The sequence below is a fragment of the Caulobacter sp. AVps18 genome (assembly GCF_058681425.1).
On sequence record NZ_CM178737.1, the window covers coordinates 249,475 to 275,197 of the forward strand.

The 25,723-nt window shown below is 65.9% G+C and carries 22 protein-coding genes, 2 tRNA genes and 1 pseudogene; 13 read left to right on the top strand and 12 right to left on the bottom strand.

Translation table 11 applies throughout. From position 1 onward, the window contains the following. The first annotated feature begins 199 nt into the window (after positions 1 to 199). On the top strand, positions 200 to 1,867 hold the full coding sequence (locus ACW179_RS01120; RefSeq protein WP_492062089.1) for a GMC family oxidoreductase: 1,668 nt from the start codon (positions 200 to 202) through the stop codon (positions 1,865 to 1,867). A 2-nt stretch (positions 1,868 to 1,869) separates the two neighbouring features. Here the strand turns inward: ACW179_RS01120 and ACW179_RS01125 are convergent, their stop codons facing one another. Next, entirely contained in the window at positions 1,870 to 2,259 is a 390-nt protein-coding gene (locus ACW179_RS01125) for a type II toxin-antitoxin system VapC family toxin (protein ID WP_492062091.1), read from the bottom strand. Beyond that, positions 2,259 to 2,558: a type II toxin-antitoxin system VapB family antitoxin gene (locus tag ACW179_RS01130; RefSeq protein WP_492062094.1), complete on the bottom strand. Its 300-nt coding sequence runs from the start codon at positions 2,556 to 2,558 to the stop codon at positions 2,259 to 2,261. The genes ACW179_RS01125 and ACW179_RS01130 overlap by 1 nt, the downstream gene beginning before the upstream one ends. A gap of 66 nt (positions 2,559 to 2,624) precedes the next feature. On the opposite strand from ACW179_RS01130, the gene ACW179_RS01135 reads away from it, so the two are divergent. Next, a complete protein-coding gene (locus ACW179_RS01135) occupies positions 2,625 to 4,163 on the top strand; it encodes an acyl-CoA synthetase (RefSeq protein WP_492062098.1) in 1,539 nt (512 codons plus the stop codon). A 52-nt stretch (positions 4,164 to 4,215) separates the two neighbouring features. Next, positions 4,216 to 5,232 carry a nucleotidyltransferase family protein gene (locus ACW179_RS01140; RefSeq protein ID WP_492062103.1) on the top strand — a complete coding sequence of 339 codons (1,017 nt, stop codon included), beginning with the start codon at positions 4,216 to 4,218 and terminating at the stop codon, positions 5,230 to 5,232. Here the strand turns inward: ACW179_RS01140 and ACW179_RS01145 are convergent. Both ACW179_RS01145 and ACW179_RS01150 read right to left on the bottom strand, forming a co-directional pair. Further along, positions 5,223 to 6,344, bottom strand: a complete 1,122-nt coding sequence (locus ACW179_RS01145; RefSeq protein ID WP_492062108.1) for an NAD(P)/FAD-dependent oxidoreductase — start codon at positions 6,342 to 6,344, stop codon at positions 5,223 to 5,225. The two genes, ACW179_RS01140 and ACW179_RS01145, sit on opposite strands and share 10 nt — an antisense overlap. Continuing rightward, positions 6,341 to 6,646 (bottom strand): hypothetical protein, encoded by a 306-nt coding sequence (locus ACW179_RS01150; protein WP_492062111.1) that lies wholly within the window; start codon positions 6,644 to 6,646, stop codon positions 6,341 to 6,343. The genes ACW179_RS01145 and ACW179_RS01150 overlap by 4 nt, the downstream gene beginning before the upstream one ends. A gap of 189 nt (positions 6,647 to 6,835) precedes the next feature. On the opposite strand from ACW179_RS01150, the gene ACW179_RS01155 reads away from it, so the two are divergent. Further along, positions 6,836 to 7,054: a hypothetical protein gene (locus tag ACW179_RS01155; protein ID WP_492062113.1), complete on the top strand. Its 219-nt coding sequence runs from the start codon at positions 6,836 to 6,838 to the stop codon at positions 7,052 to 7,054. Positions 7,055 to 7,098: 44 nt separating this feature from the next. On the opposite strand, the gene ACW179_RS01160 is transcribed toward ACW179_RS01155, so the two are convergent. Beyond that, positions 7,099 to 8,298 carry an IS256 family transposase gene (locus tag ACW179_RS01160; protein WP_492059584.1) on the bottom strand — a complete coding sequence of 400 codons (1,200 nt, stop codon included), beginning with the start codon at positions 8,296 to 8,298 and terminating at the stop codon, positions 7,099 to 7,101. Positions 8,299 to 8,566: 268 nt separating this feature from the next. Here ACW179_RS01160 and ACW179_RS01165 point away from each other — a divergent pair, with 268 nt between their 5' ends. Continuing rightward, positions 8,567 to 8,854, top strand: a complete 288-nt coding sequence (locus tag ACW179_RS01165) for a hypothetical protein (protein WP_492062115.1) — start codon at positions 8,567 to 8,569, stop codon at positions 8,852 to 8,854. Here the strand turns inward: ACW179_RS01165 and ACW179_RS01170 are convergent. After that, positions 8,851 to 12,291 carry an indolepyruvate ferredoxin oxidoreductase family protein gene (locus tag ACW179_RS01170; RefSeq protein WP_492062118.1) on the bottom strand — a complete coding sequence of 1,147 codons (3,441 nt, stop codon included), beginning with the start codon at positions 12,289 to 12,291 and terminating at the stop codon, positions 8,851 to 8,853. The genes ACW179_RS01165 and ACW179_RS01170 overlap by 4 nt on opposite strands. Before the next feature lie 141 nt (positions 12,292 to 12,432). Here ACW179_RS01170 and ACW179_RS01175 point away from each other — a divergent pair, with 141 nt between their 5' ends. Next, positions 12,433 to 12,930 (top strand): Lrp/AsnC family transcriptional regulator, encoded by a 498-nt coding sequence (locus tag ACW179_RS01175; RefSeq protein ID WP_492062120.1) that lies wholly within the window; start codon positions 12,433 to 12,435, stop codon positions 12,928 to 12,930. A gap of 195 nt (positions 12,931 to 13,125) precedes the next feature. Next, positions 13,126 to 14,022 carry a pirin family protein gene (locus ACW179_RS01180; protein WP_492062125.1) on the top strand — a complete coding sequence of 299 codons (897 nt, stop codon included), beginning with the start codon at positions 13,126 to 13,128 and terminating at the stop codon, positions 14,020 to 14,022. On the opposite strand, the gene ACW179_RS01185 is transcribed toward ACW179_RS01180, so the two are convergent. Together ACW179_RS01185 and ACW179_RS01190 are read right to left on the bottom strand one after the other, a co-directional pair. Next, positions 14,019 to 14,609 carry a sigma-70 family RNA polymerase sigma factor gene (locus ACW179_RS01185; RefSeq protein WP_492062129.1) on the bottom strand — a complete coding sequence of 197 codons (591 nt, stop codon included), beginning with the start codon at positions 14,607 to 14,609 and terminating at the stop codon, positions 14,019 to 14,021. The genes ACW179_RS01180 and ACW179_RS01185 overlap by 4 nt on opposite strands. Before the next feature lie 112 nt (positions 14,610 to 14,721). After that, a complete protein-coding gene (locus ACW179_RS01190; protein ID WP_492062135.1) occupies positions 14,722 to 15,741 on the bottom strand; it encodes an amidohydrolase family protein in 1,020 nt (339 codons plus the stop codon). A gap of 251 nt (positions 15,742 to 15,992) precedes the next feature. Here ACW179_RS01190 and ACW179_RS01195 point away from each other — a divergent pair, with 251 nt between their 5' ends. After that, positions 15,993 to 16,442 (top strand): MaoC family dehydratase, encoded by a 450-nt coding sequence (locus ACW179_RS01195; protein ID WP_492062138.1) that lies wholly within the window; start codon positions 15,993 to 15,995, stop codon positions 16,440 to 16,442. Between the two features lie 72 nt (positions 16,443 to 16,514). Here the strand turns inward: ACW179_RS01195 and ACW179_RS01200 are convergent. Next, positions 16,515 to 16,720, bottom strand: a pseudogene (locus ACW179_RS01200) (CsbD family protein). 65 nt (positions 16,721 to 16,785) lie between these two features. Further along, positions 16,786 to 17,637 carry a trypsin-like serine peptidase gene (locus tag ACW179_RS01205; RefSeq protein ID WP_492062141.1) on the bottom strand — a complete coding sequence of 284 codons (852 nt, stop codon included), beginning with the start codon at positions 17,635 to 17,637 and terminating at the stop codon, positions 16,786 to 16,788. A gap of 134 nt (positions 17,638 to 17,771) precedes the next feature. Here ACW179_RS01205 and ACW179_RS01210 point away from each other — a divergent pair, with 134 nt between their 5' ends. The 3 genes from ACW179_RS01210 (at position 17,772) to ACW179_RS01220 (ending at position 22,447) form a co-directional block, all read left to right on the top strand. After that, positions 17,772 to 19,952, top strand: coding sequence for a S9 family peptidase (locus tag ACW179_RS01210; protein WP_492062144.1), 2,181 nt, complete (start codon positions 17,772 to 17,774; stop codon positions 19,950 to 19,952). Between the two features lie 46 nt (positions 19,953 to 19,998). Beyond that, positions 19,999 to 20,547 carry a GNAT family N-acetyltransferase gene (locus ACW179_RS01215; RefSeq protein WP_492062148.1) on the top strand — a complete coding sequence of 183 codons (549 nt, stop codon included), beginning with the start codon at positions 19,999 to 20,001 and terminating at the stop codon, positions 20,545 to 20,547. Between the two features lie 100 nt (positions 20,548 to 20,647). Continuing rightward, positions 20,648 to 22,447 (top strand): ATP-binding protein, encoded by a 1,800-nt coding sequence (locus tag ACW179_RS01220; RefSeq protein ID WP_492062150.1) that lies wholly within the window; start codon positions 20,648 to 20,650, stop codon positions 22,445 to 22,447. A 132-nt stretch (positions 22,448 to 22,579) separates the two neighbouring features. Here the strand turns inward: ACW179_RS01220 and ACW179_RS01225 are convergent, their stop codons facing one another. Beyond that, positions 22,580 to 23,020 (bottom strand): Ros/MucR family transcriptional regulator, encoded by a 441-nt coding sequence (locus ACW179_RS01225; protein WP_492064236.1) that lies wholly within the window; start codon positions 23,018 to 23,020, stop codon positions 22,580 to 22,582. 357 nt (positions 23,021 to 23,377) lie between these two features. Next, positions 23,378 to 23,451: transfer RNA gene (locus ACW179_RS01230), tRNA-Gln, on the bottom strand. A 151-nt stretch (positions 23,452 to 23,602) separates the two neighbouring features. Here ACW179_RS01230 and ACW179_RS01235 point away from each other — a divergent pair. Both ACW179_RS01235 and sppA read left to right on the top strand, forming a co-directional pair. Next, a tRNA-Pro gene (locus tag ACW179_RS01235) sits at positions 23,603 to 23,679 on the top strand. A 184-nt stretch (positions 23,680 to 23,863) separates the two neighbouring features. Beyond that, on the top strand, positions 23,864 to 25,660 hold the full coding sequence (sppA, locus tag ACW179_RS01240) for a signal peptide peptidase SppA (protein WP_492062153.1): 1,797 nt from the start codon (positions 23,864 to 23,866) through the stop codon (positions 25,658 to 25,660). The last annotated feature ends 63 nt before the right edge of the window (positions 25,661 to 25,723 follow it).

A 25,723-nucleotide genomic window follows, 5' to 3' on the forward strand; every position in this document is an offset into this window, starting at 1 on the left:
GATAACCCGGAATAGCGGCGCGCCAACGGCGCCGCGACGGCAACTGACGCAAGGTGAGGCTTTGCGTTCGCGTCAGACCCGCGCATGGTGGGTGAACGCCGATCACGCGGATACACGCGGACGGCCCCGAGCCCCTCTGAACGGCGGGCTCGCAACACTAAGAAATGGGGCGCACCAGAAGCGTTCCCGGGAGGAAGCGATGGCTGGGAACATCGAGGCAGACTACATCGTCGTGGGTGCCGGCTCGGCCGGATGCGTGCTGGCTGCGCGGCTGTCAGAGAACGGCCGCTACAAGGTGCTGCTGCTGGAAGCCGGCGGCGATGATCGCCCGACCAAAAACCTGTCCCAGTTCGCCTCGAACATGATGATCCACATCCCGGTCGGCTACGCCCAGACCCTGAAGGATCCCAAGGTCAACTGGCTCTATACGACCGAGCCCGATCCCGGTTCCGACGGTCGCCAGCATGTCTGGCCGCGCGGCAAGGTGCTGGGCGGCTCGTCCTCGATCAATGCCATGCTCTATGTGCGCGGCCAGCAGGCCGACTATGACGGCTGGCGTCAGCTGGGCTGCGAAGGCTGGGCCTGGGACGACGTCCTGCCCTGGTTCCGCAAGTCGGAAAACCAGGAGCGCGGTGCCAGCGAGCTCCACGCCGTCGGCGGCCCGCTGAACGTCGCCGACATGCGCGACGCCCACCCGATCTCCGAAGCCCTGATCGACGCCTGCGACCAGGCCGGCATTCCCCGCTCGGCCGACCTGAACGGCGAGAACCAGGAAGGGGCCTGCTGGTACCAGGTCACCCAGAAGAACGGCGCGCGCTGCTCGGCGGCGGTGGCCTATCTGCATCCGGCCATGGGCCGGTCCAACCTGCAGGTCGAGACCAATGCCCTGGCCAGCCGGGTGCTGTTCGAAGGCAAGCGCGCCGTCGGCGTCGAGTTCGTCCAGAACGGCGTCAAACGCGTCGCCCGGGCCAGGGCCGAGGTCATCCTGTCCGGCGGGGCGGTCAACTCTCCGCAACTGCTGCAGCTGTCAGGCGTCGGCGCGGGCGAACTGCTGCGCGAGCATGGCATTGCCGTGGTCGCCGATCTTCCCGGGGTCGGCGAGAACCTGCAGGACCACTACATCACCGCTGTCCGCTATCGCCTCAAGCCCGGCGTCGTCTCGGTCAACGAGCAGAGCAAGGGCCTGCGCCTGGCGACCGAAGCCCTGAAATACCTGTTCACCCGCACCGGCATGCTGACCCTGTCGGCGGCCCACGTGGCGGCGTTCTGCAAGTCGCGGCCGGATCTGGCAGGACCGGACATCCAGTTCCACATCCTGCCGGCGACCATGGATCTGGAAAAGCTGTTCAACGAGCAGAAGATGGAGCTGGAAGGCGCGCCGGGCATGACCATCGCCCCCTGCCAGTTGCGTCCGGAAAGCCGTGGTCATGTGCGGATCAAGTCGGCCAATCCATCCGCCTATCCGGCGATCTTCGCCAATTATCTGGCCGATCCGCTGGACCAGGAAGTCGCCATCGCCGGCCTGAAATGGGCCCGCAAGATCGGCGAGCAGCCGGCCCTGGCCCCCTATGTCGACCACGAGATGAACCCCGGCCCGGGCTTTGACTCCGACGAGGCCCTGCTGGCCTTCGCCCGCGCTGCGGGCTCGACCCTCTATCACCCGGTCGGCACCTGCCAGATGGGCTCGGGCCCGGCCGCCGTGGTCGATTCTCGCCTGCGGGTCCGGGGCGTGGAGGGCCTTCGCGTCATCGACGCCTCGGTCATGCCGCGCCTGGTCTCGGGCAACACCAACGCCCCGACCATCATGATCGGCGAAAAGGGTGCGGCCATGATCCTGGAAGACGCCCGGGCGACCGTCGCGGCATGAGGTCAGGCCAGGGCGGAGACCAGATCGGTATGACCAAAGTCGTCGCCGACAAACAGCAGGGGCGCGCCCCGCAGCTTGGCCAGGGCGTAGGTGAAGGTGTCGCCGAGGTTCAGCTTGGCGGGATGCCCCGTGCCCTTGCCATAGGCGATCCTGGCGCGAACAGCTTCGCGACCCTGGGCCATATCCACATCAACGACCGATATGCCCAGCTGGACGAGCAGGGTGTCGAGACGGTCCGGCGAAATCGTTCTCGCCAAGAGAACCGTGGCAGCTTCGACGTAGCTGACCACGGACATTTCCCGGACTGCGGCCCTGGCGATACGAACCGTCAAGTCGTCGGCCGCTGGTTCATCCGCGATGATGGCGATGATCGCCGAGGTGTCGATCACCATCAGTCTTTAGCCTTGGCCGCCAGCTCCTTGGCCGCCAGCTCAAAGTCCAAATCGTCGCCGCCGGCGTCCAACCATTCCTCGGGGGTGACTGGCCGGAAGGGGACGCCGCCACGCATTTCGGCCGTCAACGCCCTGATCCGCGCGACGAACTCTTCGGTCGTCTCGGCCTTGGCCGCCCGTTCGCGCTCCAGCCGCTCGCGCAGGGCCACGGTCACGGCCTGGGTCATGGTCTCGCCGGTCAGGCGGGAGAGGTCGCGCGCCAAGCGGTCGGCCTCCTGCGTCTTGATGCTCAACGCCATCGAAACCTCCGTTTCTAGACGATCAATCTAGATCAATTTTCCCGAAAAGTCACCTGAGGCCCCGGCATGCACCCCTATCTCCACGCCCAGACCCAAGGCCAGAAGCCCGCCTACATCATGGCCGGATCGGGCGAGGTCGTGACCTATGGCCAGCTCAACGATCGCTCCAATCAGGGCGCGCAACTCTTCCGCTCGCTGGGCCTGCAGACCAGCGACGTGATCGCCATCCTGATGGAGAACAACGCCCGGTTCTTCGAGATCGCCTGGGCCGCCCAGCGCGCCGGGCTCTATTATGTCTGCATCTCGACCAAGCTGACGGCGGGCGAGACCCAGTACATCCTGCAGGACTGCGGGGCCAAGCTCTTCATTACATCCGCCGCCATGGGGCCGGTGATCGACGAGGTGGCCACCCTGGTTCAGGGTCTGACGCTCTACACCGTCGGCGGTGCACACGGGGCCTATGCCGATTTCGAGGCGGCCCGCGCGGCCATGCCGGAAACGCCGATCAGCGACGAGAGTGCCGGCTCTGACATGCTCTATTCGTCAGGCACGACCGGCCGGCCCAAGGGTGTGAAGCCGGCCCTGAACGGCGGCCCGATCGAACAGCCCAACGCCCTGCAGATGATGGCCCAGGGCCTGTTCGGCTTCTCCGGCGACAGCGTCTACCTCTCGCCCGCCCCGCTCTATCACGCCGCCCCGCTGCGCTGGTGCATGAGCGTCCACAAGCTGGGCGGCACGGTGGTGGTAATGGAGAAGTTCGATCCCGAAACCGCCCTGGCCCTGATCGAAAAGTACAAGGTCACCTGCGGCCAGTTCGTGCCGACCCACTTTGTCCGCATGCTGAAACTGCCCGACGAGACGCGCGCGAAGTACGACGTCTCGACCATGCAGTCCGCCGTCCATGCTGCGGCCCCCTGCCCGGTTCCGGTCAAGGAACAGATGATCGCCTGGTGGGGCCCGGTGATCTCCGAATACTATGCCGGCACCGAGGGGAACGGCTTCTGCTGGATCAACTCCACCAACTGGCTGGCCCACAAGGGCAGCGTCGGCCAGGCCGTGCTGGGCGAACTGCGGATCTGCGACGAGAACGGTGATCCCGTGCCGCCCCGCACCGAAGGGGGCGTCTATTTCGCCAACGGCCCGGCCGTGAACTATCACAACGCCCCGGAAAAGACCGCCGAGAGCTATAACCAGCACGGCTGGACCACCCTGGGCGATGTGGGCTGGGTCGACGAGGAGGGCTATCTCTACCTCACCGACCGCAAGAGCTTCATGATCATCAGCGGCGGGGTGAACATCTATCCTCAGGAGATCGAGAACCTGCTGATCACCCACCCCAAGGTAGCTGACGCCGCCGTGGTAGGTGCCCCGCACGAGGAGATGGGCGAGCAGGTGGTGGCGGTGATCCAGCCGCTGGACTGGACCGCCGACCAGGCCGCCCTGGCCGAAGAGCTGATGGCCTTCGCCCGCGCGGGCCTCAGCCACGTCAAGTCGCCGCGCCGCATCGACTTCATGCAAGAGCTGCCCCGCCACGCCACCGGCAAGCTCTACAAGCGGCTGATCCGCGACGCCTACTGGGGCAAGGGCGAGGGCGGGATCGTTTAAGGGCGATCAAAAAGTTATACGCAATTTTTCGTTTTGCGTATAACTTCGCGCCATGATCGAGCGCCTGCCCCTTTCGGCCCACACCAGCTATGCCGAGCTGATAGAGCGGCTACGGCTGGAGCGGCTTGGCGAATTTCCCGCCGGCTCGACCTTCGTGTCAAAGACAGTGAAGGGCCGGCTTTACTGGTACGTCCAGATGCCGACCGGCGGGCTCAACAGTCGCAAGCAGGTCTATGTCGGACCCGATAATGACGCCCTGCGCGAGCGCATCGCCCGGCATGGCGAGCACAAGGCCGACGTGGATGACCGTCGACGGCTAGTGGCGGCGATCATCGCGTCCGGCGCGCCGCGGCCCGACCGGACCAGCGCCGAGATCGTTCAGGCGCTGGCCGCAGCCGGGGCCTTCCGGCTTCGCGCCTTACTGGTTGGAACCGTCGCCTTTCAAACCTATGCCGCGCATCTGGGCGTGCGGCTGCCCATCTCCAGCCTGGCGACGCTGGATCTGGATATCGCCCAGGACTTCGGGATCGCGGCCAATCTGGACGACACCCTGGAAAAGCCCTTGCTGGACATCCTGCGGGGCCTGGACCCGCGCTTTGCGCCGGTCAGCTATGCGTTCGACGCCAAGAAGACCACCAGCTATTCGCTGGGCGAGCGCTATCGCGTCGATGTTCTGACGACCAATCGCGGCGCACCGCGTGATGCGCCCTCATACCTGCCCACGCTGGGTAGTGACGCCCTGCCCCTGCCCTACATGGACTTCCTGCTGCGGGATCCTATCGAAACCGCCTTGCTGTATGGCGGCGGCGTGCTGGTGAACGCCCCCGCACCGGCGCGCTACGCCGTCCACAAGCTGATCGTCAGCCGCGACCGCAAGGTCAATCCCGAGAAGGGGCTCAAGGATCGGGTTCAAGCGACACAACTCATCCACGCCCTGGCCCAGGACGACCCCTTCGCCCTGCGCGAGGCCTATGCCGAGGCGCGTGGGCGCGGCGAGCAGTGGCGAACTCTGCTGGACGAGGCGGTCAGCCTACTGCCCGAGACGGCGCGGGCCGTGCTTCAGGCCTGATCCAGCAGCCGCGCGGCGACCTCTTGCCCGATGGCCAGCGAGCTGGTCAGGCCCGGGCTCTCGATGCCGAACAGGGCCATCAGGCCCGGCAGGCCATGGTCGTCCGCGCCGCGCAGCTGGAAATCGGGCTGCGGCTCGCCCGGTCCATGCAGCTTGGGCCGCACCCCGGCATAGTCGGCAGAAAGTGAGGCTTCCGGCAAATCAGGCCAGAACTTGCGGATATAGCGGGCGAACTCGGCGGCCTTGGCCGGATCGACCGAATAGTCGGGTGCCGGCACAAACTCGAGGTCTGGCCCAAACACCGCCTGCCCACCCAGATCGTTGCGATAGTGGGTGCCCAGCGCCCCATGGATCGGCGGCGGATAGATCAGGCGCTGAAACGGCGCCTTGCCGGTCAGGCGGAAATAGACGCCCTTGCCGAAATGGCCCCCCGGGATGCGATCAGCCGGATAGCCCTCGATCCGCCCCGCAGCCTCCTGCGCCGACAACCCCGGCGCGGTGACCAGCAACCGGCAGGTCAGGGTGGTGGGCTCGGCCCCGCCGGCCCGCACCGAAAAGCCGCCGCCGGGCAAAGCCTCTGCGCCCTCGAACGGGGTGGCGATCACCACCGCCCCGCCGGCTGCCTCGATCTCGCCCTGCAGGGCCAGCATGTAGCCGTGACTGTCGAACACGCCGCTTTCGGGCGACAGCAGGGCGGCATGGGCGTTGAGGCCCGGCTCCAGGGCCCGCGCCTGCTCGCCGGTCAGCCGCTCCATGCCCTCGACGTCGTTCTCCAGCGCCTGGGCCAGGATGTCGTCCAGCCGCGCGACCTCGGCCTCGTCGGTGGCCACCACCAGCTTGCCGCACTTCTTGTAGGCGACATTGTGCGCCTCCAGGAACCCGTACAGCGCCCGGCGCCCCTGAACGCACAGCTTCGCCTTCAGCGAGCCGGTCGGATAGTAGAGCCCGCCGTGGATCACCTCGGAATTGCGTGACGACACGCCCTCCCCGATATGCCCCTGCTGCTCCAGCACCGCCACGACCAGGCCGCGCCGCGACAGGGCATAGCCACAGGCCAGACCCACGGCCCCGGCCCCGACCACCACAGCGTCGAAATCGAAGGTTTGGCTCACTCGTCGGCGGCCTTGGCCTGGGCCTTGAGATTGGTCAGCATCTCGGACAGCGAGATATTGCCCGCCACCGGCTCGGCCGGGTCGATCAGGTCAAAGTCCAGGTCGTCGAGCAGGGCTTCCAGCTCCTCGGCGCTGCCGACAATCTCGGCCGCGCGGCGATAGTTGAGCTCGGCCAGCTCGGCGGCGACGCCCTCGTCCAGCGACGCAAACTCGCCGCGATCCACCCGCGCCTGCAGGTCGGCGGCGTCTTCGGCGCTGAGATAGACCCTCACGGGCTGGGCGGTGTTGAGCGGCTCGGTCATGGGGAAAGCTTATCATGCCGCGCGCCGGAGAACAGGGACACTCCGTCATGCCTGGGCGGTCTGGTTGCGCGGCGGCTGGGAGAGCGTGGGCATCCCTGTTTTGTCGGCTGGCGCGGGCTGCCTGGGAGCGGACGTTGGGAGGGGCAGTTCGGGGTGGTTAGCCGACCAAGGCGGAGTTAGCTTAACCGCATGAAATATCCAGAGCAGATCGACTTGGTGTGGCTTGCAGTCGATGACGTCGGGAATTTGGCGGCGATGATCACAGGCGGAGCCGGGCCGATACCGGGCAGCGTTTTGGTGCATGGCGATAAGGTGCTGGGCATTGAGGAGTTGCTTCTGGCGCTTCCGCTCATGGGCGCAGCCACTATCCACCTTCAGGTCCCGGTCGTGTCCCATCGCGTGGTGTAACTGCGTCGGCGTGATCACCGCGCTCTCCGGCTGAGCCGGATTGGTCAGGCCGCCATGATGGGCAGGCTGACGATGGGATCATCGCTCAAGGGAGCGACACTTTCCAGGGTCATGTAGCGGCATCGTTGGACGGCCCATTCGTCGTTCTGCTCGAGCAGAATGGCGCCGACGAGCCGGATGATGGCGGCCTCGTTGGGGAAGATGCCTACGACCTCTGTCCGGCGTTTGATCTCGCCATTGAGCCGCTCCAGGGAGTTTGTGGAGTGCAACTTGGTGCGGTGGGCGGCGGGGAAGGTCATGTAGGCCAGGACATCGGTCTCGGCCTGGTCGAGGAAGCCGGCCAGCTTGGGGAGTTTGGGCCGCAGTTGGTCGGCGACGCCGCGCCATTGGGTCTTGGCGGCCTGGGCGTCGTCCTGGGCGAAGGCCGTGCCGATGAAGGCCGAGACCATGGCGCGACCGCTCTTGCCGGCGTGAGCCATGACATTGCGCATGAAGTGGACGCGGCAACGCTGCCAAGTGCAGTTCATGATTTTGGAGACCGACGCCTTGATACCCTCGTGGGCGTCGGAGGTCACCAGCTTGACGCCCCGCAGGCCGCGCCGGGCCAGGCTTCTGAGGAAGTCCGTCCAGAACGTCTCGGCCTCGGAAGGGCCCACCGCCAGGCCCAGCACCTCGCGCCGGCCATCGGCGTTGACGCCCACGGCGACGATGACGGCCTTGGACACGATACGCCCGGCGGTGCGGTCTTTCACATAGGTGGCGTCGATCCACAGGTAGGGCCAGTCGCCCTCGATCGGCCGGGTCAGGAAGGCCTGGACGCGCTCGTCGATCTCCTCGCAGAGCCGCGAGACCTGGCTCTTGGAGATGCCGCTCATGCCCATCGCCTTGACCAGGTCATCCACCGAGCGGGTCGAGATCCCCTGGATGTAGGCCTCCTGGATCACCGCGGTCAGTGCCTTCTCGGCCAGCCGCCGCGGCTCCAAGAAGCCCGGAAAGTAGGAGCCCTTGCGAAGCTTTGGGATCCGCAGTTCCACCGTGCCCGCCCGCGTCTCCCAGTCGCGATCGCGGTAGCCGTTGCGCTGCGCCAGCCGCTCGGGGCTCTTCTCGCCGTGCGCAGCCCCAGTCAGGCCGCCCACCTCCAGCTCCATAAGGCGTTGGGCGGCGAACCCGATCATCTCGCGTAGAAAATCGCTGTCGCCGCTCTTCTCCATCAGCCCGCGAAGGGCGATTGTGTCTTCGGTCATCTTCGGTCCTTGGTTCAGGTTGAGCTTCGCAACCCAACCCTACCGAAGATCGTGGATGACCACCGCTACGCCGCTCGCTCGCTACGGCGCCATGGGGAAGGCGCGCGTCGCGAGCGGCTACGCTATCGCCAACGAGCTACACCACGTCCCGGGACACGACCCCCCGGCCGCTTCGCGCCTCCCCACTGAAACTCAGCGACTGTTCGCGTGAGGCGGAGAGCCTGCGCCTTCCGTCCTGTCACCCCAAGACCCGTCAGGAGCCCCCGCCATGCCCAAATCCAAGCCCCCTCGCCGCCGCCGCGCCCTGCGCCATGCCGGGCGCGCCGAGCGCAAGGCCCTGTGCTTCTATGACCTGCTGGAACAGGAGATGGGTCGCATCCTGAAGCATGCAGAGCCCTGCCTGGCCGACGCGCCGCCGGAAGAGCAGGTGATTTTCCAAAAGCAGTTGGCCGACTTTCGCCAGACCATCGACGAGGGGCGCGTCGACCTGCGCCGGCCCAGCACAACCCCGGTTCTGGACCGGCTGATCGCCGAGCGGCAGCAACGCCGGCGTTAGCCCGCCCACTGCTCCCAGAGCTTGCCCTCAGTCGCCCGGGCCGTGACCACCGCAGCCTCCTTCACATGGCCATAGCCCCGGATCGCCTGCGGAACCTGGGCGATCTTGATCGCCAGCGGCAGGGCCTCAGCGGTCAGGCCTGCGACCAGGCGGTCCAGGCCCGCCTCATACGACGCGATCAGGCCGCGCTCCATGCGGCGCTCGCCGGTCTTGCCGAAGATGTCCAGAGCGCCGCCGCGCAGGCCCTTCATCCTGGCCATCAGCGGGAAGGCGACCTCGAGCATCCAGCCGCCGAAGGCGATCTTCCTGGGCTTGCCGTCCGGTCCCTTGCGGGCGATCAGCGGCGGGGCCAGCCAGACCCTGGCCTTGCCCCCCTTGAAGGTGCCGGCCAGTTCGGCCGCGAAGCGCCCGTCCGTATAGAGACGCGCAACCTCGTACTCGTCCTTATAGGCCATCAGCTTGTAGAGATTGGTCGCCGCCGCGCGGGTCAGGGGCAGCTCGCCGGCCGCGCCACTGACCGCGATCTCGGCCGCGCGCACCCTGGCCACCTTGGCGCCATAGCGCGCCGCATAGGCGGCGTTCTGATAGGCCGTCAGCTCGGCGGTCCGCTGGGCGATCAGCGCCTCCAGCGGCATCGTTTCCGGCGTGGCCACGGCGTCGACCTTGGGGCCCGCGGCCGCGGGATCATGGGCGATGCGGCGGCCCAGCTCGAAGGCCTGCAGGTTGGCGTCGGCCTCGACCCCGTTCAGCTTGATGGCCCGGTAGAGGGCGCGGCTGGAGACGGGGATCACCCCGCGCTGCCAGGCAAAGCCGACCATGATCATGTTGGCGAAGATCGCGTCGCCGAACTGTTGCTCGGCCAGGTGCTGGGCGGGACAGGCGTCGAAGCTCTTGGTGGCGCCCTTGACCCGGCGGGCCATGGCCCCGCTGTCGAACCTGACGTCGCGGCTTGTGACGAAGTCGGCGGTGGGGGCAAAGTCGCTGTTGCCGAAGGCGGCCGTGCGGTCCTTGGCGTAGAGCGACAGGCCCTCGGGACTGGCGGCGACCAGCAGGTCGCAGGCGATCAGCACGTCGGTGCTGGCGGCCGGCACCCGGCCACCGACCACGGTGTCTTCGGTCTCGCCGATCTTGACGTGGCTGAACACCGAGCCGCCCTTCTGGGCCAGACCGGTCATGTCGACCACGCTACCCGAACGCCCGTCGATATGGGCGGCCATGGCCAGGATCGAGGCGACCGTAGTGACGCCGGTGCCGCCGACCCCGGTGAACAGGATCTTGCGCACCCCGGTCAGGGGCTCGAATTCCGGCAGGGGCGTGGAGTCCGCCGTCAGGGCGGCGGGCGTCTTCTTCGACTGCGCGTTCTCGGTGCCTTCCAGCGTGATGAAGGACGGGCAGAACCCCTCGACGCAGGAATAGTCCTGATTGCAGCTGGACTGGTTGATCTTGCGCTTGCGGCCAAACTCGGTGTCCAGAGGCTCGACCGAGACGCAGTTGGACTTCACCGAACAGTCGCCGCAGCCCTCGCAGACCAGCGGGTTGATGAACACGCGCCGGGACGCCTTGGCCATGGTGCCGCGCTTGCGGCGGCGACGCTTTTCAGTGGCGCAGGTCTGGTCATAGAGCAGCACCGTGGTTCCGGCCGTCTCGCGCAGCATCTTCTGCACGGTCATCAGTTCGGAACGGGGGAACACCTCGACGCCGGGGGCCAGATCGGTGACGCCCTGATAGCGCTCCAGCTCATCGACGACGATGACCGTCCTGGTGACGCCCTCCGACGCCAGCTGGCGGGTGATCTGGGCGGGCGTGAAGCCGCTTTCGGCGCGCTGGCCGCCGGTCATGGCCACAGCGTCATTGAACAGCAGCTTGTAGGTAATGTTGGCCCCGGCCGCGATCGCGCCGCGAATGGCCAGCGAGCCGGAGTGGTTATAGGTGCCGTCGCCCAGGTTCTGGAAGACGTGCTTCTCGGTGGTGAACGGCGCCGCGCCCACCCAGGTCAGACCCTCGCCGCCCATGTGGGTGTTGAGATCGGTCGAGGGATCATTGAAGCCGGCCATATAGTGACAGCCGATGCCCGCCAGGGCCCGCGAGCCTTCCGGCAGCTTGGTCGAGGTATTGTGCGGGCAGCCCGAGCAGAAGAACGGCTTGCGCTGCTGGTCGGCGGCCAGGCTGACGGCGGCGACACCGGCGGCCGAGACGCGGTTCAGATAGGCGCGGGCCCGCTCCATGTGCGGCCCGTCGGGCAGACGGTCATAGATGGCCAGGGCGATTTCAGCCACCGACAGCGAGCCCAGCTCCGACAGCAGCGGGTGATGGTGCTCGTCGGTCTTGCCGATGATGCGGGGCCGAGCTTGCGCGGGAAGATCATACAGCGCTGCGCGTGCCTGGGGCTCGATCAGGCCGCGCTTGTGCTCGATCACCATCAGGGTCTCAAGGCCGGCGGCGAAGGCGCGGATGCCCAGCGGCTCCAGCGGCCAGGGCATGCCGACCTTGTAGATCGACACGCCCAGGTCGGCGGCTTCCTGCAGGGTCATGCCCATGGCCGTGAAGGCCTCCAGCACGTCCTTATAGGCCTGGCCCTGGCAGACGATGCCCAGCCGCGCCTTGCCGACCCGGACGTGCGAGGCACCCAGCACCACACGGTCGATGGTGTTGGCGCGGGCAAAAGCCAGGGCGGCGGGGAGCTTGTGCAGCCGGAGCCGGCGCTCCTTCTCCATCGGCTGGTCCTTGAGCCGGATGCCCAGGCCGCCGGATGGCATCGGGAAGTCGGGAATGATGACCTTGTGGCGATCCAGCGACACGTCGATGGTCACGCCGCTGTCCATGGTGTCGGCCAGGGCGATCATACCGGTCCACAGGCCGGTGAACCGCGACATGGCGATGCCCATCAGGCCGTAGTCGAGCACCTCCTGCACGTCGGCGGGCGACAGCACCGGCATCTCGAAGTCCTGGAAGGCAAACTCCGACTGCGACGGCAGGGTCGAGGACTTGCAGGCATGGTCGTCGCCGGCCACGGCCAGCACGCCACCGGTCGGGAAGCTGCCGGCGAAATTGGCGTGCTTGAAGACATCGCCGGTGCGGTCAACGCCCGGTGCCTTGCCGTACCACATGCCGAACACGCCATCATGGGTCGCGCCGGAAAACAGGTTGGCCTGCTGGCTGCCCCAGACGGCGGTGGCGGCCAGATCCTCGTTGAGGCCTTCCTTGAAGACCACGTCATGGGCGGTGAGCAGCTTGTTCAGGCGGGCGGCCTGCTGGTCGAGCCCGCCCAGGGGCGAGCCGCGATAGCCCGACAGGAAGCCTGCCGTATTGAGCCCTGCGCGGGTGTCGAGTCGCTTGCGATCCAGCAAAACCCGGATCAGCGCCTGCACGCCGGTGATGAATGCGCGGCCATCTTCGAGAAGATATTTGTCGTCGAGAGTGACTTCTGAGTGCCGCATAGCAAAAAAATTCCTCCCGGGTCTTCTCGCCCGCGTAGCAATATCTTATAGAAACGGGGAAATTGTTTGCCCAAGGCGTGCCCGAGTCATGGCCGCTTTCGGCAAGATCGCCGCGCCAAATGACCTCTGGGGGAGGAATTCTTGTCCGAACAACTCGACGCCGTGGATGCCAAGATCCTCGATCTCATCCAACACGACGCCGGACTGTCCGTCGCCGAGATCGCAGAGCGGGTCGGACTGTCGTCCAGCCCCTGCTGGCGACGGATCAAAAGACTGGAAGACGCGGGCGTCATTCAGCGTCGCGTGACCATCCTGGACCGCGAGAAGCTGGGCCTGGGCTTTGAGGTCTATTGCACCGTCAAGCTGTCGCTGCCGACCAAGGAAAACCTCGACACCTTCGAGCAGTCCGTGGGCAAGTGGGCCGAAGTCGTCCAGTGCGCCACCGTGACCGGCGCCGCCGACTACGAGATGCGCATCGTCACCCGCGACATGCGCGCCTTCGACGAGTTCCTGCGCGACAAGCTGCTGTCGCTGGGCCTGGTGAGCAACATCGAAAGCCGGATCGTCATTCGCGGCGTCAAGAACTCCACGGCGGTGCCGCTGGGTCTGGTCAGCCCGTATGTGAGCCCGCTGGGGTAGGGTCAGAATAGATGCTCCCCCTCTGGGGGAGCTGTCGGCAAAGCCGACTGAGGGGGCCATCTCGGCCTTCGCCGCGCTGCCCCCTCCGGCCCTCCGGGCCACCTCCCCCAAAAGGGGAGGATCAAGTCAGCGCATTTCGACAAGACGCCCGCGCCAACTCATGAAATCCTCCGGCCAACCCTGCCGGAGCCGTCCATGATCGACCTCGTCATCGAAGCCCGCCGTCACGACATCGGCAATTTCGAGGTCGGGCGCATCCTGCCGTTCCATGCGCACCGCATGGTCGGCCCCTTCACCTTCCTCGACCACATGGGCCCCGCCGAATTCGCGCCGGGCTTTCCCAGGAGCGCCGATGTGCGGCCCCATCCGCATATCGGCCTGTCGACCCTGACCTATCTGTTCCAGGGCGAGATCACTCACCGCGACAGCGTCGGCTCGCTGGCGGTGATCAAGCCGGGCGAGGTCAACTGGATGACGGCAGGATCGGGCATCACCCATTCCGAGCGCTTCGAGACCCTGCGCCGTCAGGGCGGCCGCATGGACGGCATGCAGGCCTGGATCGCCCTGCCCAAGGAATTCGAGGAGGTCGATCCCAGCTTCAGCCATCACGAAGGCGACGCCGCCCTGCCCTCCTATGAGAGCGGCGGCCTGAAGGCACGGCTGATCGCCGGCGAAGCGTTCGGGGCCAAGACCAATGTGCCGGTCTTCTCGCCGCTGTTCTATGTGCACTGGGAGATGGCCGCCGGAACCACCGCCGGCCTGCCCGCCGAGTATTCCGAGCGCGCCGCCTATGTCGCCTCAGGCCGGGTCGAGGTCGACGGTCGCGAGCTGACGGCGCTGCAGATGGCCGTGTTCGCGCCGGGCGAGACGATCGTCTTCAAGGCGCTGGAGCCTTCGACGGTCATGTTGCTGGGCGGCGAGCCGGTGGGACCGCGCTTCATCGAGTGGAATTTCGTCTCGTCGTCAAAAGAGCGGCTGGAGCAGGCCAAGGCCGACTGGAAGGCCGGGCGCATGAAGCTGCCCGACCTTGACCATGACGAGTTCATCCCGCTGCCGGAGACGCCGGCCAGGACTGCGCCTCCGCCCGCTTAGGCAGCGACCCGGAAGGCCTGCAGCTCGGCCAGAAGCGCGCCCATGGCCTGGCCGGCCGGCTGGCCGTCGCGGACATATTTGCCAGTTTCAAGAATGGCCTGCAGATCGGCCCGGGCGCGGCTGACGCGACTTTTGACGGTGCCGACCGCCACGCCCATCACTTCGGCAGTCTCTTCGTAGGAAAAGCCGCCGGCGCCGACCATGATCAGCGCCTCGCGCTGGGCATCAGGCAGCATGGCCAGGGCCTGTCGCACATCGTCCAGTTCCAGGGCGTCGTCGGCATTGGTATGGGCCACCAGGGTTCGCTCGGCCACTTCCTGGTCCAGCGGCATCGAGCGCCACGAGCGGCGCTTGTCGGAATAGAACTGGTTGCGCAGGATCATGAAGGTCCAGGCCTTCAGATTGGTACCAAGCTGATAGCTGGCGCGGCTCTTCCAGGCCTTGGCCAGAGCATCCTGGGCCAGGTCATCGGCCTGGGCCGGGTTGCCGCAAAGGCTGCGGGCGAAGGCGCGCATGTGCGGAATGAGCGCGATCAGATCACGCTCGAAATCGGGTTGGGCGGCGATGCTCACGGCAGCTGAGGTCATGACGGTCTCCAGGCCGGCCAGCCGGGGGAAGCCTCCCCCAGCTTGGCCATGTAGACCTAACGCCACCTCGACAGGCCGGTTGCACCGGGCACCGAATAAATATGTGGGCCGGCTACATCCCCTTGTGCTTGGCGATGGTCGCTGCATCGAGCCGCAGGAAGCGGGCAGCGTTATTATAGAGGATGTCGCGCTTCTGCTGCGGTGACAGGAACGGCGCCTCTTCGATCACGGCAATGGAGCGCTCGATGGTCTCGGGCCAGACCATCTGGTCAGAGCCGAACATGACCCGCTCGCCAAACCCCGCGTCCACCAGGGCCTGCAGGTAGCGATAGAAGGCCGGGCGCGGCTGGCTGTAGACGATCACGCCGGTGTCCACATAGACCTGCGGGTGGGCGTAGAGCAGGGCCAGGGTGTCGTCGAGCATCGGGAAGCCCGCATGCATGACATTGACCCGCAGCTTGGGATGCTTGACCAGCACGTCCTCAAGCAGCAGCGGGCTGCTCAGCCGGGCGCGGTATCCGGAGCCTGGCATATAGGCCACGCCAGGCGGTCCGGGACCAAAATGGATGGCCACCGGCAGATCCAGGGCCTCGGCGGCGGCCCACAGATTCTCCAGGCTGGGATCATTGGGGGCGACACCCTCGTATTGGAAACCCAGTTCGCCGATGACCGCCACCTTTCCGGCCTTTTTGGCTCCGCCAAAATCGCTGAGCAGCACCTTGGGCTTGGACAGTTCGCTGTTGGCGGGCATCAGGCTGGGCAAGACCCGATCCGGCTCAAGGGCCTGCCAGGCCATCACCCGCTTATAGGGCCCGCTGACCACCGCGATGATGTTGCGCTTGCGCAGGATGGCCAGGGTCTTGTCGCGGACTTCGTCGTCGGTCGCCGGCGACCAGATCGGATCAGCGCATTTGGGCTGCTTGAAGACCGCCATCAGGCCTTCCGTCCAGGGCTGGCGCTGGTCCCAGGTCGGCATCGGATTGATGGGTACGCACATGGCCAGGGGCGGCGGCCCCTGATCATCGGCGGCCAGGGCATGAACATGCATGTCGATGATGGGATCGGCGGCCATCGCTGGCGTGACCGCTGTCAGAGACGCCGCGAGGCCCAGGAGAAGAAAAAGACGGCGCATCGGAATCCTTGTGATCAGGACCAGCGCCGCGCCCCTTCGACTGAACGACGTTCGATCCGCGCCTACTCAACCCTAACCGTCTGCGCCTGTAAACGCGCGTCGTTCGCTCCCGACGCTCTTCCAGAGAGGAATGATCGCGCGGGGCGCACCGGCCTGGGTTCGGCCCAAGCACAGGCTTGGCCTTGCTCACAGCGCCCGAGCATGGGATCAATCAAACAACTGTTTGCAAAAGACGTGTTTGGGAGAACGCCATGAAACAAGTCGCCTTCGCGGATATCGCCAGCCTGGTCGGTCAGGAAGTGGGCGTTTCGGACTGGGTCGAGATCAGCCAGGAGCGGGTCAACCAGTTCGCTGAAGCCACCGGCGACCACCAGTGGATCCATGTCGATGTCGAGCGCGCGACGAAGGAAATCGGCGGCCCCATCGCCCACGGTTACCTGACCCTGTCGCTGATCCCGATGCTCGGCGCCGGCATCCTGCACGTCACCGGCGTGACGCGCGGCATCAACTATGGCTGCGACAAGGTCCGCTTCACCGGCATGGTTCGGGTCGGCAAGAAGGTGCGCATGCGCCAGAAGCTGCTCAGCGTCGAGCCCAAGGCCGGCGGCCTGCAGATGAAGAACGAATGCACCATCGAGATCGAGGGCGAGGATCGCCCCGCCTGCGTGGCCGAGACCATCTCGATCATCTACGGCGGCTAAGCGCGCAACCGCGCCTCCCCGGAGGGTGGCCCGCAAGCAAAAGCGGCCGCAGGATCGCTCCTGCGGCCGCCTTCATGTCTGGAATGACCGACCGATCAACGCTTGATGGCGTCGGCGATCTTGTCCTGGGCCTGACCGACCTTGTTCTGCAGGTCGCCCTTGGCCTTCTGGACCAGGCCCTCGGCTTCAAGGCGCTCATTGCCCGTGGCCTTGCCGACCACTTCCTTGGCCGCGCCCATGCCCTTGTCGATTGCGCCTTCGATACGATTGCTGCTCATGGCTGGCTCCTTGCGATGCTTAAACTCGCAGGAGAAACGGGTCGGCGCGCTTGAAGGTTCCGCCCTTATCGCGAAGCGCCCATGGCTGTGGCCGAGATTGCGGCGACGGCCGGAAAGGCGCCGGGCATCATCGGCTCGATCCGCATCCGCGTCGTCGCCATGGTGACGCCAGCCGGTGGTTCGTCCAGCAGGGCGATGGTCTCGCGGATGTATCTGGCATGGGTGACGATGCCGATCTCCAGCCGCTCGCCCGATAGTTCGACCTGCTGGGTGAGGATGCCGGCGACGAACTGCACCTCCTGGGCTTCAGCTGCGCCCGGCCGGCGGCGCGCGCCCTGGGCCATGAACACCGGGCCGCCCGAATTGCCGGGAAACACCGAGAAATCCATCAGGAAGGTCGGAAAAGCCGAAGCCGGGGCCAGCGGATAGGACGCCACCCGGCCAGAGCGCAGGATCGGGAAGCCAGCGGGATTGGCCGACAGTCCGCGCGGAAAGCCCAGGGCCATCATCTCGTCGCCGGGGCCGAGGGCGTATTTGCCGAAGGTGTCGTCCTGGGCCAGCCAAGCCAGCGGGATGGCGGCCTTGGCGAATTCGGGAGGAGCCTCGACGACAATGGCGGCGACGTCGCGCTCACCGTGCTGGACCCATAGCGGGTGGTCGCCGTCGCGGATCTTCAGCGTCTGGGGATCATAGCGCCAGACGCCGTCGCTGGCCTGGACCCGATAACCGATCTTAGCCGAAGCCGACGGCATCCTGTCGAACACATGGGCGGCGGTGATCAGAAGGATGCGCGGGCGACCGTCGGGGTCCTGGTCGGCGACCAGGAAGCCGGTCCCGACCGTGCGTGAGCCATCCCCGAGCGGCTGCTCAAGTTGCACCGTCGCCTGGATCAGATCGACGGACAGATCCCACGCCATCGCCGCTCCCGTTTTACGCCACACCCCTGTGTACGGCTCCTGAACACGAGATCAGTTTGACCACGGCCGCCAAGCCGCACAAGTTGGCGTTGTGACGCATCGGCGATCATCGACCGTATCGGGGAAAAACCACCATGAACCGCCGCCAGATGATGACGAGCGCCGCTGCAGTGCTTACGTCCACGCCTGTCTTCTTACCCGGAACGTCCATGTCAGCTCCCGCCAGCGCCCGCCCTGTCCCGCCCGTCGCCAAGAAGGTGCCCAAGCGCATCGAGCAGCTGGGCCGCGTGCGGGTGGACGACTATGCCTGGATGAAGGATGACAACTGGCAGAAGGTCCTGCGCGATCCGTCGCTGATCAAGGCCGACGTCAAGGAACACCTGACCGCCGAGAACGCCTATACCAAGGCCATGCTGGCCCCGACCCAGGCGCTGCAGACAGCGATGTTCGAGGAGATGAAGGGGCGCATCAAGCAGGACGACGCCTCTGTGCCTGCCCCTGACGGCGCTTGGGAATACTACACCCGCTACGAGACCGGCGCGCAGCACCCGATCCATGCGCGCAAGCCCCGTAGCGGCGGCGCAGAAGTCGTTCTGCTGAACGAAGAGACCGAGAGCAAGGGCAAGGCTTTCTATCAGGTCGGCGGGGCCAGCCATTCGCCGGACCACGCGCTCTACGCCTTCGCCGTCGACGAGCAGGGATCGGAAGTCTACCGCATCCACGTCAAGGACCTGGCCAGCGGCAAGGTTCTGGAAAGCCCGGTAGAGAGCAGCACCGGCGACTTCTGTTTCTCGCCCGACAGCCAGTGGCTGTTCTGGACCTTCCGCGACGACAATGGTCGCCCGGCCAAGATCTATCGCCGTCCGGCGCGTGGGACGGCCAAGGACGACGTGCTGATCTATGACGAGCCCGACGAGGGCTTCTTCATCGGCGTCGGCGTGCTGTCGTCTGAAAAATTCATCGTCATCAGCTGCGGCAACCAGGAAACCAGCGAGAACCTGCTGATCCCGGCCGGCGACCCCACCGCCAAGCCGGTGGTTATCGAACCGCGCCAGGTGGGCCTGCGCTACGAGATCGACCACTGGAACGACCACTTCGTGATCCGCACCAATGCCGACGGCGCCGTCGACTGGAAGCTGGTCACCGCCCCCGAGGCCACGCCCGGCAAGGCGCACTGGAAAGACTGGGTGGCCCACAAGCCGGGCACCCTGATCGTCGGCATGATCGCCTTCAAGAACCACTTCGCACGGCTGGAGAAGGTGGACGCGGTCAACCGCATCGTAGTCACAGCCCTGAAGGGCGAAGAGCACGTCGTCGGCTTCGACGAGGCGGCCTATGCGCTCAGCCTGGAAGGCGGCTACGAGTACGACACCCCCACCGTCCGCTTCGTCTACAACTCGATGACCACGCCCCGGCAGTGGTTCGACTACGACATGACCACCCGCCAGCGGACCCTGCGCAAGACCCAGGAAATCCCCTCGGGCCACGATCCGTCGAAGTATGAGACCCGCCGTCTGAACGCCAAGGCCAGCGACGGCACCGAAGTGCCGATCTTCGTCCTGATGAAGAAGGGCACCAAGCTGGACGGCTCGGCTCCGCTGCTGCTGTACGGCTATGGCAGCTATGGCATCTCGATGGAGGCCAGCTTCTCGATCCGCAACTTCTCCCTGGTGGATCGCGGCTGGATCTGGGCCACGGCCTGCCCGCGCGGCGGCTCGGAAAAGGGCTGGAGCTGGTTCCTGGATGGCAAGAAGTTCAAGAAGAAGAACACCTTCACCGACTTCATCGCCTGCGCCGAGCATCTGCATGGGGCTGGCTATGGCAAGCCGGCCAACACCGTCGCCTATGGCGGCTCGGCCGGCGGCCTGCTGATGGGAGCCATCACCAACATGCGGCCCGACCTGTTCGCCGGGATCATCGCCGCGGTGCCGTTCGTCGACGTGGTCAACACCATGAGCGACACCACCCTGCCCCTGACCCCTCCGGAATGGCCCGAATGGGGCAATCCGCTGGAGGATGCGGAGGCCTACGACTACATCGCCAGCTATTCGCCCTACGACAATGTGGGCCCCAAGCCCTATCCGGCGATCCTGGCTACCGGCGGCCTTTCCGACCCGCGTGTCACCTATTGGGAACCGGAAAAGTGGGTCGCCAGGCTGCGTCCCGCCACCACCAGCGGCAATCCCGTGCTGCTGAAGATCAATATGGACGCCGGCCACGGCGGGGCCTCGGGGCGGTTTGATTTCCTCAAAGAGATCGCGCTCGACTACGCCTTCGCGGTCTGGGCGGTGGACAAGGGCTGGACCAAGGCGTGATGGGGTTGAGCGTCAAGATCCTCCCCCCCAAGGGGAGGAGGATCTCGTGATCACTGTCCGCCCCTCGACCGACGCCGACCTGCCGGCCATTACCGCGATCTATGCCTGGAACGTCCTCAACGGGCTGGGCACCTTCGAGGAAGACCCGCCGGGCCAGGACGAGATGACCCGCCGTCGCGCGACGTTCCTGGAGCGCGGCCTGCCCTATCTGGTCGCTGAGCAAGACGGCGTCGTGCTGGGCTATGCCTATGCCGGCCCGTTTCGCCTGCGGGCCGCCTATCGCTATGCGGTCGAGGACAGCGTCTATGTCTCGCCGGATGCGGTCGGTAAGGGCGTGGGTCGAGCCCTGCTGAGCGGCCTGATCGCGGCCTGCGAGGCCCTTGGTCTGCGGCAGATGGTCGCGGTGATCGGCGACAGCGGCAACGCCGCCTCTATTGGCCTGCATACGGCCCTGGGCTTCGAAAAGCAGGGGATTTTCCCCGCAATGGGCTACAAATTCGGTCGCTGGGTCGATCTGGTGTGGATGCAGCGCCCGCTGAACGGCGGCGGACAACGCCAGCCCGACGCCCCGGGACTGTCCTTGAGCGGCGTCTAGACCCTCATTCCGGCCCCCTCGCGACCAGGCCGGAAAAAGCACTTAACCATTGCACCGCTAGATTCTGCCCCGACAGGAACTCACTTGGTCGGGACAGGGCTTGGCGTTGCCGATTCAGCGCAATTCGAAATCTGACGATACCGCTCTGATACAGGCCTACGTGCCGATCGCGCGCGGCTACCTTATTGCCGCAGGTATCTACTATTGCGTCATCAGCCTTTCGCACCCGTTTTTCGAGACGGGTGTCAATCTGATCATCATCGGCGGGCTGTCTGTCAGCGGTGCGGTCTATGGCCCCTGCGCCTGGCGGATCCTGGCCAGGCCCAATGTCAGCGCCCGACGCCTGGAAGCGCTGGTGCTGGGCATGAACCTGATCTTCCTGGCCAATGTCACGACCTATCTGAACATTCATTTCGAGCCGCAAAAGCTCGTCTATTTCGTGCTGATGGCCCTGGTGTTCGGCACAGCGTCACCCACCCGCCGCGTCGCGTGGGTCACCGTCAGCCTGTCCGTTATCGGGTTGGTCGCCATGGCGCGCCACGCCCCTGGCGACCTGATCAATCAATATGTGTTCGTCGGGCTTGCCGGCACCTTCGCCGCGATCGGCATGTCGAGCCTGATGCGCGGCGCAGTCAGTCGCGAGGTTCGCGCCCGGATCGCCAGCGACGCCCTGAACGCCAATCTCCAGCGGGAGCTGAATGAAAACCGGCGGCTACAGGCCAAGGCAGAAGCGCTGGCGATCGCTGCCCAATCGGCCAGCCGCGCCAAGACCGATTTTCTGGCCACCATGAGCCATGAGATCCGCACCCCCCTCAACGGCGTTCTGGGCATGGCCCAGATCATGGACGCCGGCCCGCTGGACCCGGAACAGAGGCGGCGTCTCGACACCATCACCAACTCGGGTCAATCGCTCCTGGCGGTGATAAACGCCATTCTCGACATCTCGCAGATCGAAGCCGGACGAATGGAGATCAATCTCGCCCCGTTCACTCTCGACAGCATGCTGGAAACCTTTGGCCAGCTCTATGGTGGCCTGGCGCGGGAAAAGGGGTTGGCCTTTTCGCTGGAGGTCGCACCGACGGCAGCGGGCTGGCGACTGGGCGATGCGGACCGTCTGCGCCAGGTGCTGAGCAACCTGACCTCCAACGCCATCAAGTTCACCGACAGCGGCGAGGTGCGGATAACGGTCGAGGCCGACCCCGACAGTGTGATCTTCTGCATCGAAGACAGCGGTGTCGGAATTGCCGAAAGCCAACGCGATCTGGTCTTCGGCAAGTTCGCCCAACTGGACAGCTCCAGCACCCGACGCGCCGGCGGCGCAGGCCTGGGCCTGGCCATCTGCAAGGAGTTGGTCGAGCTGATGGGCGGTCAGATTGACTTTGCCGCTCTTCCAGGCGGCGGTACGCGCTTCCGGTTCTCCACCGCCATGCCGCAGGTCGAGGCCGTGACCAACGCCCCGTCGACCCTTCCTGCCGCTGCCCCCGTCAACGAGGTCCAGCCCCGGATCCTCGTCGTGGATGACAACGCGACCAACCGCACTGTTCTGCTCACCCTGCTGGCTCACCTGGGCCTTGAAGGCTACTTCGCTGTCGATGGTCACGAGGCCGTGGCGATGTGGGAGCTTGAGCGTTGGGACGCCATACTGATGGACATCCACATGCCGGGCATGGACGGCATTGAAGCGAGCCGGTCAATCCGCGAGCGCGAACGCCACACCGGTCGCCCCCGCACCCCGATCGTCGCCGTCACAGCCAGCGTTCTGACCCATGAGCGGACACTCTATTCAGAGGCTGGCATGGACGGACTGATCCCCAAACCAATCGAGGTCGTCAAGCTGGTCGAGACCGTCACGCAGATCTTCGCGCCGCCGACTCCGGAGACAGACCGGCTTTCGGCCTGACAGCATCGCTCCATCCACGGTCGCGGGCCGCCTTTGACGAGGCCCGGAATCAAAAAGGGGCTGATCCTGCGATCAGCCCCTCTTCATAACTTGCAGTCTGCAAGGCTCAGGCCTTGCAAGCTACTACCTGGCTCAGGCCTTGCGGGCGCGCGGTGCCTTGGCCGGGCTCTTGGCCTTGCGGCCGCCCTGTCCCAGGCCCAGGGCCTTGGCCATTGCTGAGCGCGCTTCGCTATAGGCCGGCGCGGTGGTGGGATAGTCGTTGGGCAAACCCCACTTGGCCTTGTATTCGGCCACGGTCATGCCGTGCGTGGTCAGGTGACGCTTCAGCGTCTTGTACGGCTTGCCGTCCTCGAAGCTGATCAGGGCGTCAGGCGTGATGCTCTTGCGAATCTGGGCCGGAGTAGCCTTCGTAACCGTCTCGACGACGGGGGCTTCCGGGGAACCAATACCTGCCAGCGCGTCGTGCGTGGCGCGAATCAGCGCAGGAAGATCGGATACCGGCGTGCTGTTATTCGCGACGTAGTTGGCCACGATTTCAGCCGTCAGCTCGATGAGGGACGCCCTGTCTTCCACGATTGTCACTCCAATGAATTTCATTTGGGAATACACCCCCCACGCCGAAACACAAGTAGTCACAACCGTATTTTCAGGGACTGCTTGTGATTTCGCAGGGCCTTTTCTGTCGTGGGCAGCGTTACGATAAACGCTCGCGGTTGAATTCACGGTGCTGAGCCCCTGATTTCCAAGCCGAGCGCGCCCAGCACAAGACCCTGCGGCGAATCGCCCCAGCTCAACTTTGGGATTTCGAACAATCAGAACGCTCGTCGGCGACTGGCCACAGCGCGCCAAGGCCTGCGACAGTCCAACGCGCAAAACCCGACGCGCCGCAGGGCGCGCCCCGAGGGCGTATATCAATATCGGGAAAAGAAGTGGCTGGGGAACTAGGACTCGAACCTAGAACGACGGTACCAAAAACCGCTGTGTTACCATTACACCATTCCCCAGCAGGAACGGCAAAACCCCGTGGGGCCCGGCGAGGCGGTGGAGATAGCGCAGGAGTCGGACGGATGCAACGGCGCTTTCAACTTCTTTTTGCCCATGCCCAAATGACACTTGCGAGCCTGTAACCGCGCCTCTATAAGCCGCCCTCCAAGTCGGAGTGTGGCTCAGTCTGGTAGAGCACTGCGTTCGGGACGCAGGGGTCGCAGGTTCAAATCCTGCCACTCCGACCATTTATCCCGCCTCAAAATTCAATCTCTTCCCGTCACAGACGTCGCTGTTCTGTGTGCTGGCGTCTGCGGCGCATCGCGTGTGCAGGGCTGTCCATCGACGCCTTTCGCCAAGGGTTGCGCGCTGTTCATTTGTGCGGCGCGGCCACACCCGTTAGCGTGGGGCCAACTCCTGACGGGATCTCCGATGAAGCAGTTTTTCCTGACCGTAGCCGGCGTCTTTGTCGGCCTGCTCCTGTTCGTGGTCGGCATTCCGTTCCTGCTGATCGTCATCGCTGCCGGAGCCGCGCGCCCCGCGCCCGTTCCGGCCCATTCCGTACTGGCGCTCGACCTGCGCGGCGGACTGACCGACCAGGAGCCGCGCAACCCCTTCGCCGCACTCGGCGGCGGCGGCGGCGGGGCCGGGTCGGTCATGTCGGTGATCGAGACCCTGCGACGCGCCGAGAGCGACGACAAGGTCAAGGCCCTGCTGGTTCGCCTGCCCGAAGGCGGCATGGCACCTGCCGCCGCCGACGAGCTGCGCCTGGCTTTCAAACACTTCCGCGCGGTCGGCAAGAAGCCGATCTACACCCACAGCCAGGGCCTCTATCCCTCAGGCATGGTCACCTCGACCTACATGCTGGGCGCGGCCTCCAGCGAGTTCTGGATGCAGCCCGACAGCAGCTTCCAGGCCGTCGGCGTGGCGAGCGAGTCGATGTTCTTCAAGCGCTTCTTCGACAAGTACGGCGTCAAGGCCGACTATGAGCAGCGCTACGAGTACAAGAACGCGGTCAATCCCTACCTCTATAGCGACTATACGCCCGCCCACCGCGAATCCTCGCTGTCGTGGATGGGGTCGGTCTATCGCACCGCCCTCAACCATGCCGCCGCCGACCGGATGAAAGACCCCGCCGCCCTGGTCAAGGCCCTGGAAGCGGGCCCCTACAGCGCCCAGGAAGCCCAGGCCAAGGGCCTGATCGACCGGGTAGGCCAGGTGCATGACGTGCAGACCATCGCCCTGTCGCGAGCCGGCAAGGACGCCAAGCTGCTCGACTTCAGTGACTACGCCTCGCGCTCGAAGATCGCGGCGGCCGCCAAGACAGGTGAGACCATCGCCGTGATCGGTGCCGAAGGCCCGATCATGACCGGCACGGGCGGCAACGCCTCGCCGTTCTCTGGCGACTCCACCGTCTATTCGGACGACGTGGCCAAGGCCCTGTACGACGCCGCCGCCGACAAGGACGTCAAGGCCGTGGTGTTCCGTGTGTCCTCGCCCGGCGGCTCCGACACCGCCTCCGAGCAGATCTTGGCCGGCGTCAAGGCCGTCAAGGCCGCCGGCAAGCCGGTGGTGGTCAGCATGGGCACCTATGCCGCCTCGGGCGGCTACTGGATCAGCAGCGCCGCCTCCTCGATCATTGCCGAGCCCACCACCCTGACCGGCTCGATCGGCGTCTATGGCGGCAAGTTCGCCATCGGCGACGCCCTCTCGCGCTTCGGCGTCGACACGCGCCAGGTGCATGTGGGCGGCGACTATGCCGGGGCCTTCGGCTCGGGCGAGGGCTTCACCCCCGACCAGCGCGCCAAGTTCGCCGGCTGGATGGACCGCATCTATGCGGGCTTCATCACCCGCGTCGCCGAGGGCCGCAAGCTGCCGCCCGAACGGGTGCGCGAGATCGCCAAGGGCCGCGTCTGGACCGGCGAACAGGCCCTCAAGCTGGGCCTGGTCGACGAACTGGGCGGCTTCTATCACGCGGTCGACAAGGCCAAGGCCCTGGCCAACATCAAGGGCGATGTGAAGCTGAAGACCATGAACGGCTCGCCCTCCCCCTTCGAGGCCCTGGAACGCGCCCTTGGCGTCAGCTCCTCCTCGATGCGCACCCTGGCCGCCTCGGCCTGGCTGCTGGGCGACCCGCGCTCCCAGGCGATCATGGACGAGATGGCCACCGCCCGCCTGCGCGCCGCCCCCGGCGGCGCCAGCGTGCTGGCCGATATGCCGGTGCGGTAGGGCGGCTTTTGCCACCACAACAGCTCACCCCGCAGCGTCCCGCTACGGGGTGAGCGCTTTGGC

Coding starts and splice junctions, on each gene's coding strand:
- ACW179_RS01150 (WP_492062111.1), bottom strand. CDS start 6,646: ATGACCGAGCCGCTCAACACCGCCCAGCCCGTGAGGGTCTATCTCAGC.
- ACW179_RS01160 (WP_492059584.1), bottom strand. CDS start 8,298: ATGACCGAAGACACAATCGCCCTTCGCGGGCTGATGGAGAAGAGCGGC.
- ACW179_RS01155 (WP_492062113.1), top strand. CDS start 6,836: ATGAAATATCCAGAGCAGATCGACTTGGTGTGGCTTGCAGTCGATGAC.
- sppA (WP_492062153.1), top strand. CDS start 23,864: ATGAAGCAGTTTTTCCTGACCGTAGCCGGCGTCTTTGTCGGCCTGCTC.
- ACW179_RS01210 (WP_492062144.1), top strand. CDS start 17,772: ATGAACCGCCGCCAGATGATGACGAGCGCCGCTGCAGTGCTTACGTCC.
- ACW179_RS01135 (WP_492062098.1), top strand. CDS start 2,625: ATGCACCCCTATCTCCACGCCCAGACCCAAGGCCAGAAGCCCGCCTAC.
- ACW179_RS01125 (WP_492062091.1), bottom strand. CDS start 2,259: ATGGTGATCGACACCTCGGCGATCATCGCCATCATCGCGGATGAACCA.
- ACW179_RS01180 (WP_492062125.1), top strand. CDS start 13,126: ATGATCGACCTCGTCATCGAAGCCCGCCGTCACGACATCGGCAATTTC.
- ACW179_RS01185 (WP_492062129.1), bottom strand. CDS start 14,609: ATGACCTCAGCTGCCGTGAGCATCGCCGCCCAACCCGATTTCGAGCGT.
- ACW179_RS01130 (WP_492062094.1), bottom strand. CDS start 2,558: ATGGCGTTGAGCATCAAGACGCAGGAGGCCGACCGCTTGGCGCGCGAC.
- ACW179_RS01205 (WP_492062141.1), bottom strand. CDS start 17,637: ATGGCGTGGGATCTGTCCGTCGATCTGATCCAGGCGACGGTGCAACTT.
- ACW179_RS01170 (WP_492062118.1), bottom strand. CDS start 12,291: ATGCGGCACTCAGAAGTCACTCTCGACGACAAATATCTTCTCGAAGAT.
- ACW179_RS01120 (WP_492062089.1), top strand. CDS start 200: ATGGCTGGGAACATCGAGGCAGACTACATCGTCGTGGGTGCCGGCTCG.
- ACW179_RS01165 (WP_492062115.1), top strand. CDS start 8,567: ATGCCCAAATCCAAGCCCCCTCGCCGCCGCCGCGCCCTGCGCCATGCC.
- ACW179_RS01190 (WP_492062135.1), bottom strand. CDS start 15,741: ATGCGCCGTCTTTTTCTTCTCCTGGGCCTCGCGGCGTCTCTGACAGCG.
- ACW179_RS01140 (WP_492062103.1), top strand. CDS start 4,216: ATGATCGAGCGCCTGCCCCTTTCGGCCCACACCAGCTATGCCGAGCTG.
- ACW179_RS01195 (WP_492062138.1), top strand. CDS start 15,993: ATGAAACAAGTCGCCTTCGCGGATATCGCCAGCCTGGTCGGTCAGGAA.